The sequence below is a fragment of the Pseudomonas sp. GM48 genome, assembly GCF_000282335.1.
Lineage (GTDB): Bacteria > Pseudomonadota > Gammaproteobacteria > Pseudomonadales > Pseudomonadaceae > Aquipseudomonas.
In genome coordinates this window covers 1-19,065 of sequence record NZ_AKJM01000085.1, presented here as the reverse complement: position 1 = coordinate 19,065, position 19,065 = coordinate 1, and the positions used below count along the sequence as shown (strand labels likewise).

General features: G+C 60.1%; 15 protein-coding genes. 6 read left to right on the top strand and 9 right to left on the bottom strand.

Annotated features, from left to right (window positions below; all coding sequences use genetic code 11):
• Position 1: 1 nt before the first annotated feature.
• On the bottom strand, positions 2–1,087 hold the full coding sequence (locus PMI28_RS13300) for an ABC transporter ATP-binding protein (RefSeq protein WP_007987446.1): 1,086 nt from the start codon (positions 1,085–1,087) through the stop codon (positions 2–4).
• Between the two features lie 140 nt (positions 1,088–1,227).
• Between PMI28_RS13300 and PMI28_RS13305 the strand changes: the two genes are divergently transcribed.
• The 3 genes from PMI28_RS13305 (at position 1,228) to PMI28_RS13315 (ending at position 4,686) form a co-directional block, all read left to right on the top strand.
• On the top strand, positions 1,228–1,917 hold the full coding sequence (locus tag PMI28_RS13305; protein WP_007987445.1) for a GntR family transcriptional regulator: 690 nt from the start codon (positions 1,228–1,230) through the stop codon (positions 1,915–1,917).
• Between the two features lie 250 nt (positions 1,918–2,167).
• Entirely contained in the window at positions 2,168–4,279 is a 2,112-nt protein-coding gene (locus PMI28_RS13310) for a hybrid sensor histidine kinase/response regulator (protein WP_007987444.1), read from the top strand.
• A 173-nt stretch (positions 4,280–4,452) separates the two neighbouring features.
• On the top strand, positions 4,453–4,686 hold the full coding sequence (locus PMI28_RS13315) for a DUF465 domain-containing protein (RefSeq protein ID WP_007987443.1): 234 nt from the start codon (positions 4,453–4,455) through the stop codon (positions 4,684–4,686).
• Between the two features lie 220 nt (positions 4,687–4,906).
• Here PMI28_RS13315 and PMI28_RS13320 read toward each other — a convergent pair whose 3' ends face one another.
• From PMI28_RS13320 to PMI28_RS13340, 5 genes are all read right to left on the bottom strand, one after another.
• Complete coding sequence (locus PMI28_RS13320; RefSeq protein WP_007987442.1) at positions 4,907–5,986, bottom strand: SMP-30/gluconolactonase/LRE family protein; 1,080 nt, start codon at positions 5,984–5,986, stop codon at positions 4,907–4,909.
• A complete protein-coding gene (locus PMI28_RS13325) occupies positions 5,983–7,128 on the bottom strand; it encodes a sterol desaturase/SRPBCC family protein (RefSeq protein ID WP_007987441.1) in 1,146 nt (381 codons plus the stop codon). The genes PMI28_RS13320 and PMI28_RS13325 overlap by 4 nt, the downstream gene beginning before the upstream one ends.
• Positions 7,129–7,234: 106 nt before the next feature.
• Positions 7,235–8,098 (bottom strand): LysR family transcriptional regulator, encoded by an 864-nt coding sequence (locus PMI28_RS13330; protein ID WP_007987440.1) that lies wholly within the window; start codon positions 8,096–8,098, stop codon positions 7,235–7,237.
• Between the two features lie 266 nt (positions 8,099–8,364).
• Positions 8,365–8,679, bottom strand: a complete 315-nt coding sequence (locus PMI28_RS13335) for an SCP2 sterol-binding domain-containing protein (RefSeq protein ID WP_007987439.1) — start codon at positions 8,677–8,679, stop codon at positions 8,365–8,367.
• 64 nt (positions 8,680–8,743) lie between these two features.
• A complete protein-coding gene (locus PMI28_RS13340; RefSeq protein WP_007987438.1) occupies positions 8,744–9,454 on the bottom strand; it encodes a histidine phosphatase family protein in 711 nt (236 codons plus the stop codon).
• 201 nt (positions 9,455–9,655) lie between these two features.
• Between PMI28_RS13340 and sohB the strand changes: the two genes are divergently transcribed.
• Positions 9,656–10,678: a protease SohB gene (gene sohB / locus PMI28_RS13345; protein ID WP_007987436.1), complete on the top strand. Its 1,023-nt coding sequence runs from the start codon at positions 9,656–9,658 to the stop codon at positions 10,676–10,678.
• Positions 10,679–11,004: 326 nt separating this feature from the next.
• Entirely contained in the window at positions 11,005–14,904 is a 3,900-nt protein-coding gene (locus tag PMI28_RS13350) for a dermonecrotic toxin domain-containing protein (protein WP_007987434.1), read from the top strand.
• A gap of 52 nt (positions 14,905–14,956) precedes the next feature.
• Here the strand turns inward: PMI28_RS13350 and PMI28_RS13355 are convergent, their stop codons facing one another.
• Together PMI28_RS13355 and PMI28_RS13360 are read right to left on the bottom strand one after the other, a co-directional pair.
• Positions 14,957–15,451 carry a DUF934 domain-containing protein gene (locus PMI28_RS13355; protein WP_007987432.1) on the bottom strand — a complete coding sequence of 165 codons (495 nt, stop codon included), beginning with the start codon at positions 15,449–15,451 and terminating at the stop codon, positions 14,957–14,959.
• Positions 15,435–17,093 carry a nitrite/sulfite reductase gene (locus PMI28_RS13360; RefSeq protein WP_007987430.1) on the bottom strand — a complete coding sequence of 553 codons (1,659 nt, stop codon included), beginning with the start codon at positions 17,091–17,093 and terminating at the stop codon, positions 15,435–15,437. The genes PMI28_RS13355 and PMI28_RS13360 overlap by 17 nt, the downstream gene beginning before the upstream one ends.
• Positions 17,094–17,618: 525 nt before the next feature.
• Here PMI28_RS13360 and PMI28_RS13365 point away from each other — a divergent pair.
• A complete protein-coding gene (locus PMI28_RS13365; protein ID WP_007987428.1) occupies positions 17,619–18,704 on the top strand; it encodes an ABC transporter substrate-binding protein in 1,086 nt (361 codons plus the stop codon).
• A 6-nt stretch (positions 18,705–18,710) separates the two neighbouring features.
• Here PMI28_RS13365 and PMI28_RS13370 read toward each other — a convergent pair whose 3' ends face one another.
• Positions 18,711–18,929: a DUF2970 domain-containing protein gene (locus PMI28_RS13370; protein WP_007987427.1), complete on the bottom strand. Its 219-nt coding sequence runs from the start codon at positions 18,927–18,929 to the stop codon at positions 18,711–18,713.
• Positions 18,930–19,065 lie beyond the last annotated feature (136 nt).

Below are 19,065 nucleotides of genomic sequence, written 5' to 3'. Positions count from 1 at the left end.
CTCAGGCCTCCATCAACAGGCAGGCGTGGGGCGGCAGGTTGACCGCGACCCGATCACCCACCACCCGGCCGTGGTTCAGGCCTACGTTGTTCTCGCGCAGCATGACCTGGATGTCGTTGTTCAAGCGGCATTGATAGAGCGTGGCCGTGCCGACATACAGCACGGCTTCGATCACGCCACGCAGGTGATGCGGCTGCGTCGGCTCGACCAGTTGCGAACGCTCGGGGCGGAACGCCAGTTGCACCTTGCTGCCGTCAAAGCCCTGGGCCTGGCAGGGGATTTCCACCGGCATGCCGTTGGGCACGAAGAGGTTTTCGTTCTGCTGACCGCGCTTGAGATGGCCGGGGAGGAAGTTGATGTCGCCGATGAATTGCGCGACGAACTGGTGTTGCGGCCGTTCGTAGATTTCATTGGGCGTGCCGATTTGCAGGATCTTGCCGGCAGACATCACGGCAATGCGATCGGACAGGGTCAGCGCTTCTTCCTGATCGTGGGTGACGAAAATGAAGGTGATCCCGGCTTCTTTCTGCACGCGCTTGAGTTCGACCTGCATTTCCTTCCGCAGCTTGAGGTCCAGGGCCGACAGCGGCTCGTCCAGTAACAGCACTTTGGGTTTCGGCGCCAGGGCCCGGGCCAGAGCCACGCGTTGCTGTTGGCCGCCGGACAGCTCTGCCGGTTTGCGCCGGGCCAGGTGCTGCATTTGCACCAGCGCGAGCATTTCCTCGACGCGCTGCGGAATCAGTTTGCGATCAAGACCCTGCATCTCGAGGCCGAAGGCGATATTCTGCGCAACACTCATGTGCGGAAACAGCGCGTAACTCTGGAATACCGTGTTGACCCGACGCTTGAACGGCGGCAAATCGTTGACCGGCTCGCCTGCCAGTCGGATCTCGCCGTCACTGACATGCTCGAAGCCGGCGATGGTGCGCAGCAAAGTAGTTTTGCCGCAGCCGGAGGGGCCGAGCAGGGTGAAGAACTCGTTATCGGCGATATCTACCGAGACGTTGTCCAGAGCCGGAGCCAAGCCTGGATCGTCGGAATATCGTTTGGAGACGTTTCGCACTTCAATTGCAACTGGATGACCCATAATGGTGCATTCCTCTAATTATTGTATGCAAAATCTGGATGCAATTTAGAAATACCCGGATTAATCTGCCCGTGCAAGCCCCTTTTTCAATGGCTGTTCATTCGCCAGGGTTGTTTGCACGGGGCGCAAGGAGTTGATGAATGACGGAAAAGAAACTGGAAACCACGGTCGACCGCGTCTACCAAGGGGTTTACGAGGCGATCAGCAAACGCTCGTTGCGGCCCGGGATGAAGCTCGGCGAAGCCTCTTTGGCCGAGCTTTTCAATGTCAGCCGCACGTCCGTTCGGGCCGCGCTCAAGCAATTGGAGGCCGACGGACTGGTCACCACCGAGCCCAATAAAGGCGCCTCGGTGTCGTTACCGAGCGACGAAGAGATTCGTTCGTTGTTCGAAACCCGGCGCCTGATCGAGATCGGTATCGTCAGCGAACTGTGCCGTCGGCGCGATACAGCGGTGACCCAGGACCTGCGCGATCATTTGCTGCTGGAAGATGAAGCGCATCAGAGCGGTGATCACGAACGGTTGATTCACCTGCTCGGCGAGTTCCACATCAAACTGGCCCGCAGCCTGAACAACCCGGTGCTGCTCGACTGGTTCCAGAAGCTGATTTCCCGGGCGTCGCTGTATGCCGCTGCACTGGATGACGACAGCCATGAAGCCTGCCGCGACGACGAACACCTGCGGTTGATCGAGTACATCGAAGCGGGCAACCAAAGCGCGGCCATCGAGCTGACCTGCATGCACTTGAATGGCATCGAGAAGGCGATTCTGGATGTCGCGGCCACCCTGAAAAGCAGCTACAACCCGCTCAAGCACTTGATTGAGGTGTAGTTCACGGTCTTTCGGTTACCGGGGACCAAATTGTGGGAGCGGGCTTGCTCGCGAAAGCGGTGTATCAGCAGGCGAATATGTTGAATGACACACCGCTTTCGCGAGCAAGCCCGCTCCCACAGGGATCTCTATTGGCCACAGATTCCAGGCTCGACAAGGAAGCCTCAGAATCAGCTATACCTCTATGAACCGAATAGTGTGCAGGATGCTCGAAACAAACGGATGCAAATGACCGGGATAGAGCCAAGCCATGCAGTTTCTAGAGGATAGCCACGGGTGTTCCGGGTGGAACGGCGAAATGGCCGGGCGCATTCGTGCGTTCGACTGGAGCCTGACCGAACTTGGGCCACTCGACTCATGGTCGAAGAGCCTGAGCAGCGCGGTGCAGTTGATGCTCGCGTCCCCGCTGCCGATGGTCATGCTCTGGGGCCAATCCGGGTACATGATCTATAACGATGCCTACTCAAAGTTTGCCGGTGGGCGTCATCCGTATCTGCTTGGCTCGACCGTGGAGCTGGGTTGGCCGGAAATCGCCGAATTCAATCGCCACGTGGTGGATACCTGCCTGGCGGGCGGCACCTTGTCCTATCGTAATAAAGTCCTGGTATTGCTGCGCGACGGCGTTCCCGAGGATGTCTGGCTCGACCTCTATTACAGTCCGGTGGCCGACGATGACGGGTGCCCGGCCGGGGTCATGGCCATGGTGGTGGAAACCACCGAATGGGTGATTTCCGAGCGTCGGCGACGGGCGGCCGAAGACGCCTACCGCGCCGACAACGAACGGGTGCGCCTGGCGCTGAATGCCGGTGCCTTGCTTGGCTCTTTTGTCTGGGACATCAAAGCCAACGTGCTGTCGGGTGATGAGCGATTCGCTCGCACGTTCTCTTATCCACCCGGGCAGGACCTGGGCAACCTGTCACGGGAAATCACCGACAGCAGGATCCATCCGGACGACCGCGACTGGGTCCAGGAACGGGCCACACTGTCGGTCGAGACTGGCGAGCCCTACAACGTCGAATACCGGATCCTGCGCCCCGACGGCAGTTATCTCTGGGTGCTCGCCAGCGGTTGCTGCGAATTCGATGAGCAAGGGGAGGCGTTTCGTTTCCCCGGCGTGCTGATCGATATTCACGAACGCAAGACCGCTGAAGAGTCCCTGCTCAAGTTCACCCGCAACCTGGAACAGCGGGTGGCCGATGAAGTCGAGGCGCGGTTGGCGGCGGAAGAGCAACTGCGTCAGTCACAGAAACTTGAAGCCATCGGCGGCCTCACCGGCGGTGTGGCCCATGACTTCAACAACCTGTTGCAAGTGATTGCCGGCAACCTGCACCTGCTGGCGCGTCATGAGCCGGGAAACGCCAATGTGCAGCGCCGGGTCTCGGCGTCGATTGCCGCCGTCGAACGCGGTGCCAAGCTGTCCTCGCAGTTGCTGGCATTCGCACGTCGCCAACCGTTGTCGCCTGGGGTCTTCACATTGCGGCAGATTTTCGATGGCCTGGCGGAACTGTTGCAGCGTGCCTTGGGTGAAACCCTTCAAGTGCACATGGCAGCACCTGAAGATTCGTGGAATGTGTTTGTCGATCGCAATCAACTGGAAAATGCCATTCTCAATCTGGCGATCAACGCCCGGGACGCCATGCTGGGGGAGGGGACCATTGATCTTTGCGCGGACAACATCGTTCTCGACCGCAAGTTTTGCGCCGGCAAGGGCATTGCTGCCGGGGACTATGTGCGGGTGTCCGTGGCGGACACCGGCGTCGGCATGCCGCCACAGGTGCTGGCCCAGGCGTTCGAGCCATTCTTCACCACCAAGGCCGACGGTCAGGGCACCGGATTGGGCTTGAGCATGGTGTTTGGTTTCGTCAAACAGAGTGGCGGTCATATCGAAATTGCCAGCGACGTTGGGCAGGGCACCCGGGTGCAGCTGTATTTCCCGCGCACCTCGCGTTCGGCACCCAGCGAAACACCGAACCTTGACGTGCCGCAACGGGGCGGGCACGAGCGCATCCTGGTGGTCGAAGACAATGAGGCCGTGCGGGTATCGGCGGTGGAGTTGTTGCGCGAAGAAGGCTATCGGATCCTCACGGCAACCAACGGTGACGTCGCCATGCAAATGTTGCTGCAAGGCGTGGCGGTGGACCTGATATTCACCGACGTGGTCATGCCCGGCCTGATCAAGAGTTCGGACCTGGCGGCCTGGGCGAAAGTGCAGGAGCCCCCGGTGGCCGTGCTGTTCACCTCGGGGCATACCCGCGACATCATCTCGCGTAATCACCAGTTGAGCCCCGACACCCACCTGCTGAGCAAACCCTACAATCCCGAAGCACTCAAGCAGATGGTGCGCATGGTGCTTAACGGCTGAAACCGCTGGCGGCACGGGCGCAGGCAAAGGATTTAGCGCATTTGCGGCAGGACGACGAACGGACACCGCTGGTCTGACGGGTGGTCGACAGAACAGGCTAACCGAGGCCATTCTGATAGTTGGTGAACGCAATTGATCGCGTTTCGCTGCCGATCAACAAACGGAGGTGTTCCATGCCGGTGCCCCATGACCTTTATCAGGATCTGAAACGCTCAAAGGAAGAAATCCAGCAGAAACGCACCAAGGATCCGTTACTGGATTCACTGCTTAACAAGTATTCCCAGGCGGATGCCGAAGTGGTGAAGGCGGAGGAGGCCAAATCCAGCGATGACACGGTAACGAAGCTCAAGGCGAAGCGCCTGGAGGTCAAGGACAAGATCGTCAAGCAACTTGGCTCGTCATCCTGACCCAGCCCCATCATCCCGAACACACCACGGTCAATCCCGCTGATGACTGGCCGGATGATGAGGGAGGCGACTCGAGCTCCGAGTGAACGCTGTCCCTGTGGGAGCGGGCTTGCTCGCGAAGGCGTCAGGTCAGCCAACATCTCTGTTGAATGTGCCGGCCTCTTCGCGAGCAAGCCCGCTCCCACATGGGGGCTACGGTGAGTTCAGAGAGGTGCACTGCTCATTGCAACGCCTTGCTCAATGGCAAACGCACCATGTTCTGCGCTTTCAGCGAACCGAAGTACAACCAGTCCCCATACTCGCGCACCGTGGTGATGGGTGAGTAATTGTCGCTGCTGCCATCCTGCAGGTTGGCAATCACTTTGCCCTCAAGGTCCAGGCCCAGGGCAAACCCGCGCTTTTCCACGGGCTTGGGCAAGACGGTCATGGCCCGCACGATCATCTTGCGCACGAACGGATGCGCCGCCGTGCCGTCGAGCAAGGCGCTCCGGGGGGCATACAGTGCCACCCAGAACCGGTCGTGACCATTGAACGACAGGTTGTCCGGCAGCCCCGGCAGGTTGTCGATGAACAGGTCATGGGTGCCGGCCTTCGGGCCGCTGAGCCAATACCGGCTGATGCGGTAGGCACCGGTTTCATTGACCAGTACATAGGCATCGTCCGGTCCCAGGGTTACGCCGTTGGCAAACTCCAGCTTATCCAGCACAACCGAGGTCTTGCCGGTCTGGAAGTCGTAACGCAGCAGTCGACCGTCCCCGCCGTGTTCGAGCACGGCCTCACCGTCGTGACCATAGCCGAACCGGCTCGAAGCATCGCTGAAATAGGCGTAGTGACCGGGTTTGTCGATGGCCACATCGTCGGTAAAACCGAAGGGAACGCCGCCGGCCTCTGTGGTCAGGGCCACCAGACGCCCCTGGGCGTCGAGTGACAGCAAGCCTTTGACGGCATCGGCGATCACCAGCAGACCATTGGGATGCCGGGCCATACCCAGTGGTCGGCCACCGGTATCGACCAGGACTTTGGTGGTCTTGCCGTCCAGACTCGTGCGGATCAGGCGACCGTCGTGCAGGCCGGTGATGAGCATGTCGTTTTCCAGCAACAAGGCTTCCGGCCCGTCGATGTCGGCGGCACCGACGCGCTCCACGTCTTTGAGCCGCTGATTGTCGGCATAGATTCCGCTGGTGAGCGACGGCGCCGGTTGTGGCGTCCAGGCCACCGGTCGCACCTTGGTCGGCATCAGTAGCAGGAAGGCGCCGATGACAACGATGATCAGCAACAGAAATTTGAAGATTCTGCTCACGCTTTGACTCCTGATGCCGCCAAGTGTTTTTGCGCCATGTCGCGCAACGCCTGCATCGACGCCGCCGATTCGTGATCGATGCGACGCTTGAGCAACACCTGGTTGGCGATCCGCATCGCCAGACCGCTGAATTGATACTCCAGGGTGCGGACGAAACGTGTGTCCTCGCCTATTGCATCGCATTCATAGGTCACCACCAGCGACAGGCCATGATCACCCTGGGCCCGGGCGCTCCAGCGCCTTCCGGGCAGATATTCGGCCACCTCCCAGCTCAAGTGTCCGTCGCGTCCGCCGGCGCGGATGTCTTCCTCGAAACGTGCGCCGGCATGCAACGGACCTTTTGGCCCGTCGATGCGCAGCGACGACGGATGCCATTGCGGCCAAAGGGTCACGGTGCTGGCGTAGGCCAGTACGTCCACCGGGTGTCCGGCAATGACAATCTGATGCTGCATGCGGGTCATGGGCATTCTCGTCGGGTTGAGCGGCACAGGTTCCGGCTCCCAATAAAGGGTACCGAACAGGTAGTCCATCAGCGGGAAAACGATGTTGAAATTACGCTCCTGCATCAGTTCGCGGCGGTGGTGCAGTTCGTGTAGCCGGCGCATCTGGCGGATCCACGGCAATCGCGTGATCGGGTAGTGCGGCGGCAGGTGTTCGCAGGCATGAAACACTTCATAGGCCAGGTAACCGAGGACAAGAACACCACCCACCAATCCGGCGACATTGGTATCGATGTGCTTGAGCAGCCACCAGAGGGGTAGTGCGACAGCGAGGGTGTGCAGCACGATCAGCCATGCCGGAAACAGAATCACCCGCCAGTCGCGAGCACTGTCGTAGGTCATGTGGCCGGGAGTGAAAAAGCTGTGGTGGTCGCCCGCGTGACGGGCATAAAACAGCCGGGCGAAGCTCTTTCTATGATGACCCAGGTGGCGGTGCACCATGTACACGCCGAGGTTGAACAACAACAGTGTAACGGGCACCGCCAGCCATTGCGCTGGCCGCACCTGATGCACGTTGCTCCAGAAAACGCTGATCGCCAGTACCCCGAACAACAGGACAAAAGCGCCGTGCAGCCAAGGGTTGTAGAGCGGATGAATGTCGGCGCGGTAACGGCGGCGGAATCCTTCGGTGGTCTGCCTCACTGCAATCACCTGTCATTATTGTTATTTCTTTCAGATTAGCCGATCCCGGTGATATGACGGGCCGAACCTTGAGGACACAATAGCCATGATCCGGTGCAAACCGGTCTCAGGTCAGCGGATCCCAGCGTTGCGACCAGTCTTCGTCGGAGTCGATAACCTCGCGCAGCAGGTCGAAGGCGCGTTGCAGCGTCGGCGAGTCACGATCGCGGGAGTAGACCAGATAGGTCGGGTAGCTGAATTCCGGCGCCTTGGGCACCCGTTCCAGGGCGCCGCTTTCCAGATAACTCTGCACGACGCGGGTGCGGAAGTAGCCACTGCCGCCATTTTCAAGAAGGTACTGCAAACCCAGTGGGCCGAGATTGAAACTCAGCGCAGCCTTGGCCTTTTCCGGCAGGGCGGCGTCGTGCTGGCGTCGGAATTCGCTGCCCCAATCAATGTACACATAAGGATCGGGCTTGCCGGCCAGACGCACGAGAATCAGCTTTTCTTCGAGAATCTGCTCGACCTGCAAACGCGGCCAATACTCGGGTTGATACACCAGCGCCGCATCCAGAACGCCCAATTCCAGTTGGCGCAGCAGGTTTTCGCCGTCTCGGATTTCCATGCGCAAGGCGTGGCTGGGGATGTTCTTGCGGATTTCGCCGGCCCAGCCGAGCATCAGCGGGTTGCACAGGCTCACTTCGCCACCGATGTGCAGCACATCGCGATAGCCCTCGGGCAATGGTAAATCCCGTCGCGCGGCTTCCCAGGTTTGCACCAGCTGATTGGCGTACACCACGAACGCTTCACCGTTGGGCGTCAGGCGGGCGCCGGCACGATTGCGCACGAACAGGGTGCTGCCCAGCTGGCTCTCGAGTTTTTGCACCCGCGCGGTGATGGCGGTCTGGGTGACATGGAGCTTCTCGGCAGCCGCGGCCAGGCTGCCATGGCGGACGATTTCGAGGAAGGTGCGGGCGAGGTCGATGTCCATGGGGCGGCCGGTGTCGAAAGTGCGGACATTGTAAGATCACCACCGAACTTGTGGCGAGGGGGCTTGCCCCCGTTGGGGCGCGAAGCGCTCCTTGACGTTCGCCCAGCCAATAGAAACTCCGAATGGGCGACTGCTTCGCAGCCGAACGGGGCGATGCGGCGATCCGACAAGCCCCCTCGCCACAGGGCCCTGAAACGACGAATCCCGCCACTAAGGGCGGGATTCGTTTGCGGCAGGCACACTCCCGAAGGCCGGGAGCCAGGTGCTTACGACGGGAACAGCTCGGACAGTTTCATGGCCAGCATCATGTCGCCTTCAGCGCGCAGTTTGCCGCCCATGAACGCTTGCATGCCGTCGGTTTCGCCGCTGACGATGCCTTCCAGGGTTTCGCCGTCCATCACCAGGGTCACCTGGGCGTCCGGGTTTTCGCCTTCCTGCAGCTCGCAGGTCTGGTCCTTGACGATCAGCGAGAAGTTCTTGGTGTCGTCGATGCGGAAACCGAAGACCAGGTCCAGACCGGCAGCAGCGGCTGGGTTGAACTTGGCTTTCATTGCTTGTACGGCATCAGCTACGGAGGTCATGGTTCGATCCTTTCTTGGGTAATAAGAGCTGGGTGATTACAGCCAGGGTCACAATATTCCGGACTCAACGAAACGTGATGAGCTCCGGGGTCTTCAACAGTTGCAGGTGTGCATGACCGTTGAAGGAAGCCAGGGACACCTCGCGACCACGAAACTTAAGCTGGTTGAGCGAGGTGTTGACGATTTGCCAGTTCAATTCAAAGGCCTGCCTGGCAGGCATTTGCGTAATCAGGTGGAGCAGGGCGGTGATGGTGCCGCCGGAGGTGAACACGGCGATTTTTTGTGTGTTGTCGGCCTGGTCGAGGATGCGATGCAAACCGGCCCGCACCCGCTCGACAAACCCCAGCCAGCTTTCCAGGCCCGGTGTGTCATAGGTGCCGGCGAGCCAGCGTTCGATGATCAGGGCGAAGATACGCTGGAACTCACCACGGTTTTGCGCGGCGTTGCGTAAGATGTTCAAGGCTTCGGGTTCATCCGGCAACATGGCCGGCAACAGTGCGCGGATGACCGCATCGGCGTCGAATTCGTTGAAGGCGGAGTCGGTTTCCAGGAGCGGCACCGGCAGGCCCACCGCGGCGAATTGTTCCAGCGCGCTGTTGGCCGTGTGCTGCTGGCGGCGCAGGTCGCCCGCCAGGCAGCGGTCGAAGCTGATCCCCAGTTCGGCCAGGTGCCGGCCGAGGATTTCAGCCTGACGAATACCGGTCGGCGACAGAACGTCGTAGTCGTCCGCACCGAAGGAGGCCTGGCCATGTCGAATCAAGTAGATGCTGCCCACGTCCGCGTCATCCCGGTACGTTGAAGGTTTGGCGAGGTTATGAGGATGGCGGTGTGCTGTCAATGAAAAAACATACGCTTGTTTGAAATGCCCGTTACAGGCCTGTTGCCAGAGGTTTCACGGCTGGTCGCAAGGTCGGCGCATGGGTATGCTGGAGGTATCCCGCGCGCGTTCAAGCCGCGCATCGTTTGAGGAGTCCCTGTGGAGTTTTTTTCCGAGTACGCCATTTTTCTGGCCAAGACCGTGACCCTGGTGATCGCCATTCTGGTGGTCCTGGCCAGTTTTGCGGCCTTGCGCAGCAAGGGGCGGCGCAAGTCGGCCGGCCAGTTGCAGGTCAGCAAGCTCAATGATTTCTACAAAGGGCTGCGCGAGCGCCTGGAGCAAACCTTGCTCGATAAGGACCAGCTCAAGGCCTTGCGCAAGACCCAGGCTAAAACCGACAAGAAACAGAAGAAAAAACCCGAGGCCAAACCCCGGGTGTTCGTGCTGGATTTCAACGGCGATATCAAGGCTTCGGCCACCGAAAGCCTGCGCCACGAAATCACCGCCTTGCTGAGCCTCGCCACACCGAAGGACGAAGTGGTCCTGCGCCTGGAAAGCGGCGGTGGCATGGTTCACAGCTACGGTCTGGCTTCCTCGCAACTGGCGCGTATCCGTGAGGCCGGCGTGCCGTTGACCGTGTGCATCGACAAGGTCGCGGCCAGCGGCGGCTACATGATGGCGTGCATCGGCCAGAAGATCATCAGTGCACCGTTCGCGATCCTTGGCTCGATTGGCGTGGTGGCGCAGTTGCCCAACGTCAATCGCCTGCTGAAAAAGCACGACATCGACTTCGAAGTGCTGACCGCCGGGGAATACAAACGCACCCTGACCGTGTTCGGCGAGAACACCGAGAAGGGCCGGGAGAAGTTCCAGCAAGACCTGGACATCACCCATCAACTGTTCAAGAACTTCGTGTCGCGCTATCGCCCGCAACTGGCCATCGATGAAGTAGCCACCGGCGAAATCTGGCTCGGCGTCGCGGCGCTGGACAAACGACTGGTCGACGAGCTCAAGACCAGCGATGAATACCTCGCCGAACGTGCCAGGCAGTCCGATCTCTATCACTTGCATTACTCCGAACGCAAAAGCCTGCCGGAGCGCATCGGCATGGCCGCCAGCGGTTCGGTCGATCGCGTGCTGCTGAGCTGGTGGAGTCGCTTGACCCAGCAACGCTTCTGGTAACGCTTTTGTTGCCTTCGAAAAAATAAAACCGCAGCGCCAGCTGCGGTTTTTGCAGTTGAAACGGTCTTTTGTAGCAGTTGTCGAGTTTACGAGGCTGCGTTCGGCTGCGAAGCAGTCGCAAAACCGTGCAGCTCGGTGTATCAGACAAACCGCGTACACCAGCCTGCGAGGACTTTGTCCTCGAACGCAGCCTCGCAGGCTCGGCAGCTGCTACATCCTTCACGCATCAGCGAAATTTCCCAGACGCGCTGACGAGTCCTTCCTGCTGCCGGCCCAGCCACCGCCCGCTATGTTGCAATTCCTCCAATATCTGCAACGGAATGCACATGAGCGACTATTCGCACGGCCACGACGCACCGCCACATCCACCCGTCACGCCCATGCGTGATGAACTGAAAACGGCGGTAGCGACAGCGTTGCCGCAATCCCCCGAGCAATTCGGCGCAGCACTGATAACGGAAAAATGGGGACAGGCCATCGATCCGCAAACGGCTCTGTTGGTGACGCTGGACTACGACACTGACGCAAGCGCCGCGCATGACGCGATCCACCAGGGAAAGGTGAACAATTCACGCACCCTGGTGCAGGCATTGCTGTCGAATTATCAGACGGTGGGTGATGGCCGTTTCGGTGAGACGGCGTTCGGCTTGTACACGCCTTCGGACATCGGTCCCGAGATACGCATCGTTGATCCCGTCGATGAGCCTTCTGCCAAAGCCGTGGATTATTACCGGGACTATGAGGGGATCTACCGGTGCACAACACCGCAGACCTACGGCCCCTCCACGCAAATCGCCCTCCGGCCGGCCGATTTCAAACAGTGGGTATGGGAGCTGGATCTGCAAAACCGCTATCAGGCTTACCTTGACCACGCCTGGCCTTCCGATAAGCGAATCGTCCATGCAGCGCCTTACGACCTGAGAACCTCGACCAAGGCCGCCTTTATCATGAGCGCCTGCCTGCAGCATCAAGAGGGCAGTTTGAGTCAGGAGGGCCTGGCCCTGGCAATGCAGGGCGCCGGGTTGCCGGCGGAGCAGGCCTGGAATGCGTTGACCATCGGCCAGGTGCAGGCGCCAACCCGCGTCAGCGCACCGATCGAAGTCGGTCGGCTGACGATCTATCGCTACACCTCAAACGATATCTGGTGTTACCGCCACCGTCACAGTGGCAGGGTCTTGCTGAATATCCCGGGCAATTCCTCACCCTTGCATGAATTCGCCGACTTCCAGCACCTGCGCCAATGGATCGTGGCACAAGGGGCGGTGGACGCCACGCGGCAAGCGCTGGTTGCGCACTTTGCCGAGGATGATCGTGAAGACGGCACTTTCCATGCGGGCGTGTTGACGGCGTTGGAGGGCATGGCGGTTTACCCGAAGGAACACTGGTTGAAAAAGAACGCCGGGCTCTTCAACAACGACGGTTTCTGGGACCCGCAGGACTACATCGACCTTGCGCGTCCGCCGACCGACACCGACCCGTTCGCGCAACTGGTGCTGACGATGAAGCAAGCCTCCATGGCCAGTGTCAAAACCATCCGCGACGATGCCCAAGTCAATCGCGACAACCTGAGCGCAGTGGTGGAACCGCTTGTGCAGTGGATCAATCGGTTGGGTCCATTGGCGTTGTTCATTCCAGGAGGCGAAGGTGTGCTGGTACTGGCCGGCCTGATCGACGCCGGTTATGGCCTCGATCAGGCCATAACCGGCAAAACTCCCGAACAGCGCTCCGAAGGCGTGACGCGCACAGTGTTCGGCTTGCTCAATGCGCTTGCGCTGGCCGGGGCGGTGGCGGCACTCAAGGGGGAAGAAAAAATCGCCGGAACGCTGCGCGAGCCCCGGGAACCCGGGAGCGAACCGCCTCGCGAAACGCCGGCCGAGCCCACACCCGGATCGGCTCCGGCGCCCGTGTCGACACGTGTGGCGCTGATGCGTGGCGTTTGCGCGCCACTTGCTTCCTTCAGTGATGAGGTGCTGGCGCAAATCGCGCAGGTCAGTACGGTCGACGACGATATGCTGCGCCTGATGCAGGCCGGACGCCCGCCGACACCGTTGCTCGCCGACACCATCACCCGTTTCAAGCTCGATCAGGAGCTCGACGCCGTCACCGATTCGCAAGCGCGGGCCGGATTGTTCAACGCCCGCTATCAGGCGCTCCAGCACTCGGACCGGGAATGGATTCGCCTGTTTCAGGGTGAATACCCCGGTTTGCCGAAAAGTGCCGTGGAGCAAATCCTCGACCGTTCGGGAGTCGACCTCGATCGGCCCTTCGATGCTGACGAGGCCCTGCAACTGTTCAAGCGCCTGGACAGCAAGGCGCGGGAGTATCAACAACACGTACGACTCAACCGGGCTTATGAAGGCCTGTACTTGCGCTCGGTTGTCCATCCTGAAACCGATGCCCTGGCGTTTCATTCCCTGCAACGCCTGCCCGATTGGCCGAAAGGCTTGCGTATCGAAGTACTCGACGGATCAATCAGTGGCCGGGTCCTGGACCGTTGCGGTCCGCTCGATTCAGCGGATTGTCGGCGTTTGATCAAAGTGGGTGATCGTTATCGGTATTCTGCAGTGGCCGCTACCGACGGCGAGGGTTCGGATCTGTTTACCGCGCTGGTCGACCTGTTGTCCGTGGAGGAGCGCACGGCGATGTCGCTGCGCATGCCGGACGTGGCCAGTGAATTGCACTTGCGCATTGGCAGGCACGCCTTGTCCCGCTCCGAGCTGATGCTCGGCTTGGGTCGAATGGATTCGGGGTTACCCTTCGAGGCCTCGGGATTGCGCGGCGGCGGCTTTCCGAATACGCCACAGGCCGCTGTGCTGACCCACGAAATCATGCGTTTGCAGGTCAAGGATGTGTACCCGGACTTCACCGATGCTCAGGCGGACGAGTTACTCCAGATGGCGGGTGCCGGGGCTCAAGCGCTGGTGGATCGCCTGACTCTCCAGATGCGGCAACTGCATGCCGACTTGCGCCGCTGGGTCGACCAGGCCGTGCTGGATGCCGATGACATGGACGTGGACTTTCTGGCGGTAGGCGATGAAGCCGCCGTGGGTATGAGTCCTCAGCAGGTGGCGGCGCACAATGTCGAACTGCTGCAAAGCGTGATCGATTACGAGCGTGAAACACGATTGGAACTGGGCGACGAACTGATGAGCATTTGGCAAAAATGCTCGCCCCAGATCAATAGAGTGCTGTCCGGTGAGGGGTTTTCCGGCTACAGGCTTGATCTGGGTTTCGAGGACTTCCATCGGTTGCCGACGATGAACGTGCGCTTCAATGAAGTTGTCGAGCTATCGATGCAGGGTATGCATTTGGTCGAGCGCGAGAGCCTGGATGCCTTTCTGGAAAGCTTTCCGAATCTGCGCACCCTGAACCTGGAACGTGTCGACCTGCGTCGGCTCAACACAGACGATGTGCTGGTGGGTGTATTGCCGGCGCCGGTCCGTCAAATGAGCCGGCTCACGACGCTCAAGCTGGGTTCCACCTATCTGCAGCTTCAGGAGAGCACGGCTGCACAGTTTGGTGACCTGGTGAGCTTGCAAACGCTGGACCTGAGTGACAACCCTTTGACCGTCCCGCCCGTTGTATTGGGCTTGAATGAGTTGCGCGTGTTGAACCTGAGAAACACCGGAATTCGCCATTGCCCGATTGGTATCGCCGATCAGCCGTACCTCACCTCGCTCGACTTGCGCGGCAACCGGATCGCCCGGGTTCCCCACGCGATACTGAATCAGGCGGTCTCCCGGGACCGGGTGAAACTGTGGGGTAATCCGTTGACGGATGAAGAGACGTTGTCGCGCCTGGTCGATCATCGTGAACGCACCGGTATCAATCTGTGGCTGAGTGAGCCGGGTGCCGATTATGGCAGTGCGACGCCCTGGCTGGAGGAGGGCGACAATAGCGTGCGCGAGGCGCGGCAACGGATCTGGCAACGATTGGCCGTCAAGCCATCGGGCAGTACGTTGCTGAGGGTCATGGATGGTTTGAGCCTGACGGCAGATTTCCGGGTCGACTATCTATCGCTACAGGCGCGAGTGTGGCGCTTGCTGCACGAAGCGGATGCTTCAGAGGAGTTGTGGGGCTGGTTGCGGCAGTGTGTCGAAACGCGGATGGCCGATGCGGACAACCCGTTCAGGTTGTTCGTGGTGCTGGAAGATCGAATCCGGCTGTACCGCGACTGGGTCGCCACGGGGCGGCTGATTCCGCTGGCGGATCATCCACTGTTTTAGCGGCAAGGGTAAAAACGCCTTGAACCCCGGGCCGGGGTTCAAGGCGTGACGGTCAGCGGCGACGGAACAGCGGCAGCGGTTCGTCGGTAGCGGCCTGATAGGTCACCGAGAAGTCCTTGAGGCCTTCAAGGGCTTCGTACGGGTCTTTGTCGGGGCGTACAGCAAAGGCATCGAAACCGCAGCGATGCATGTAGAACAGCTGGTCACGCAGCACGTCGCCAATGGCCCGCAATTCGCCTTTGAAACCGTAACGGTCGCGCAGCAGGCGGGCGTTGGAGTAGTTGCGGCCATCGGTGAATGCCGGGAAGTTCAGGGCGATGACCTGGAACTGCGCCACGTCTTCACCGATTTCCTCGGCTTCTTCATCGGCGTCCAGCCAGATGCCCAGGCCGCCGTCGCGGGCCAGGAGCATACGGCTGTGTTCGCGCCACAGCTGCAGCGGGACGATGAGGTCGTCGCAGTTGCTGATCCCGTCGATGTTGAAATCCTTGGGCAGCAGGTGCCAGGTCTCGTCGACGACCTCGTTGTTCTTAATTATTCGCTGCATAGACACGCTCCTTGAAGAGTTCGATGCCAATACGCTGATAGGTGTCGATGAAGCGTTCGTCTTCGGTACGTTGTTCGATGTACACGTCGATCAGCTTTTCGATCACGTCAGGCATGGCTTCCTGGGCAAAGGACGGGCCGAGGATCTTGCCCAGGCTGGCGTCACGGCTGGCGCTGCCGCCGAGGGAAACCTGATAGAACTCTTCGCCCTTCTTGTCCACCCCGAGGATGCCGATGTGGCCGACGTGGTGGTGACCACAGGCGTTCATGCAACCGGAGATGTTCAGGTCCAGTTCACCGATGTCGAACAGGTAGTCCAGGTCGTCGAAACGACGCTGGATCGATTCGGCGATCGGAATCGACTTGGCGTTGGCCAGGGAGCAGAAGTCGCCACCCGGGCAGCAGATGATGTCGGTCAGCAGGCCGATGTTCGGCGTGGCGAAGCCTTGCTCGCGCAGCTCGCCCCACATGGCGAACAGCTTGTCCTGCTCGACGTCGGCCAGGATGATGTTCTGTTCGTGGGAGGTGCGCAGTTGACCGAAGCTGTAGCGGTCGGCCAGGTCGGCCACGGCGTCGAGCTGCTTGTCGGTGATGTCGCCCGGTGCAACGCCGGTCGGCTTCAGGGACAGGGTCACGGCCACATAGCCCGGCTTCTTGTGGGCCAGGGTGTTGCGCACGCGCCAGCGGGCGAAGCCCGGGTGCTGCTGGTCGAGCTCGGCCAGGGCGGCGGTCTGGTTTTCCAGCGCCTTGTAGTCCGGGTCGACGAAATGCTTGGCGACGCGCTGCACTTCGGCTTCGGTCAATGTGGTCTGGCCACCGCGCAGGTGCTCCATTTCCGCATCGACTTTTTGCGCGAAGACTTCAGGCGTCAGCGCCTTCACCAGGATCTTGATCCGTGCCTTGTACTTGTTGTCGCGACGGCCATAGCGGTTGTAGACCCGCAGGATGGCGTCGAGGTAGCTCAAAAGGTCTTGCCACGGCAGGAATTCATTGATGAATGCCCCCACCACCGGTGTACGGCCCAGGCCACCACCCACCAGGACACGGAAGCCCAGTTCGCCAGCGGCGTTGTGCACCGGCTCAAGGCCGATGTCGTGGACTTCGATGGCGGCGCGGTCGGAGGTCGAACCGTTGACGGCGATCTTGAACTTGCGCGGCAGGTAGGCGAATTCCGGGTGGAATGTAGTCCACTGACGGACGATCTCGCACCATGGGCGCGGGTCGATCAGCTCATCGAAGGCGACACCGGCGAACTGGTCGGTGGTGACGTTGCGCAGGCAGTTGCCGCTGGTCTGGATCGCGTGCATCTGCACGGTGGCCAGTTCAGCCAGGATGTCTGGAATGTCTTCCACGGCCGGCCAGTTGAACTGCACGTTCTGCCGGGTACTGATGTGGGCGTAGCCCTTGTCGTAGTCGCGGGCAATTTTGGCCATCATTCGTATCTGACGCGAAGTCAGTTGGCCGTAAGGCACGGCGACTCGCAACATCGGTGCAAAACGCTGGATATAAAGACCATTTTGCAGGCGCAGGGGGCGGAATTCTTCTTCGCTCAGCTCGCCTGCCAGATAGCGTCGGGTCTGATCACGGAACTGCTTGACGCGGTCCTCGATGATCCGCTGATCGTATTCGTCGTATACGTACATAAAAGTCCTGTTCTCAGGCTTGGGCCGGTCGGAAACAGCGGCGTTTTTTTGGCTTGCTGGCGTCCGATAAAACCTCGGCAATTCTGCGCGCACGGCCGCGCACTCCCTACGGAGCCGGGGCAAGATACCAGTTTGCGGTTATGCGCAAAAGTGATGTTTGAGTATATGTAAAGAACCAAATCGCCTAATGAGAGTTGTTGTTGCAAAGCCCTTGTTTGTGGTGCGGGCAATCGTCGTCTTTACTCTGCTCGAGTCTTTATGCAATCACCGATAAAACCGACAAGAGGCGATGCAATGAGCAACCCAACCAAAGCACGGAAAAGCGATAGCACCGTTGATGCATGGGCAATTTTGTTCCTGATCATTCTGGTCGTGGGGACGGCGGTTTTCTGGGTCAGCCATCAGTAAACGACCCCGTCCGGGCCCGGTTCCGACGATTGTCTGACAAAAGCCGGAAAAATCGCCGTTTTACGGACGTTCGCTGGCTATAATGCGCGGCGGAATTTCCGGGGGCTCGGACGACCAATGTTGAAGTTTTTGTGTGGCGTATTGCTGACGCTGGGCATGGTCGTGGGATCTTGTGCCCAGGCGGCGTCAGTGCTGTTCCTGAACCCGGGAACCCCCACGGAAGCTTTTTGGGTGAGTTACTCGCAGTTTATGCAGGCCGCGGCGACCGACCTGGGGATGGACCTGCGCATCCAGTATTCCGACCGCGTCTCCGAAAACACCATCCAGCAGGCCCGTGAAGCTCTTCAGGGCTCCCATCGCCCCGACTACCTGATCTTCGTCAACGAGCAATACATCGCACCGGAAATCCTGCGGCTGGCCAAAGGCAGCGGTGTGAAGCTGTTCATGGTCAACAACGCCCTGACTGCGGATCAGATGAAACTGATTGGCGCGCGGCCTGACAAGTATCCCGATTTGCTCGGTAGCCTGGTGCCCAATGACGAGGAGGGCGGCTACCTGATGCTCAAGGAGCTGATTCGACAGCACGGCCCGGTGGCCCCCGGCCAGACGATCGAACTGCTGGCCTTTTCCGGTTTGAAGATCACCCCGTCCGCGCAATATCGCGAGAAGGGCCTGCGACGTGCCTTGGCCGAGCACCCCGAAGTGCGTTTGCGCCAGTTGGTGTACGGCGGCTGGAACCGGCAACGCGCCTACGAGCAAGCCCGGTTGTTGCTCAAGCGCTACCCGCAGACGTCGCTGGTCTGGGCCGCCAATGACGAGATGGCGTTCGGTGTGATGCAGGCTTATGTCGAAGCCGGAGGTGTGCCAGGCAAAGGCGTGCTGTTCGGCGCGATCAACAATTCACCCGCGGCGTTACAGGCACTGCTGGACCGTCGCCTGAGTGTCTTGCTGGGCGGGCACTTCACTCTGGGGGGCTGGGCGCTGGTGCAATTGCATGACTACGATGAAGGCGTGGACATCAGCCAGTACGGCGGCCGTGACCGACAGGTTCCGTTGTTGCAACTGATCAATCGGGAACAGGCCAGGCGACTGCTGGAGATGGGCGCTGCGCAGGATTTCGGCGTGGACTTTCACAAATTCTCGGCCAAGGGCCGTCCTGCGTCCTGGCGCTACCCGTTCACCCTGCAAACCCTGATGCACTGAGTCGCATCAAACCCCGGCCAGAAACAGCACCAGTTTGACGATGCCGAACAGTGTCAAGGCGAACACCGCTGTGAACAGGATCCCCAGAATCACGAAATGACTGGGCTTGCCGTGCGTGAAATCACGGGCCCGGTTCTTTCCGCTCTGCACCCCGAACGCCGCCGCCACGACGCTGTGCAGCATTTGCCAGAAGGTCGGCGGCTTGTTGTCGGCCGGATCGTCCATAAATCCCTCGCCAGGAATGTGTGTGAGGCAAGCATAGACAATTCACTGCATGCACAAAACAAATGTGGGAGCGAGCTTGCTCGCGAAGGCGGCCGTTCAGTCAAAGTGTCTGTTGCTGACACGCCGCCTTCGCGAG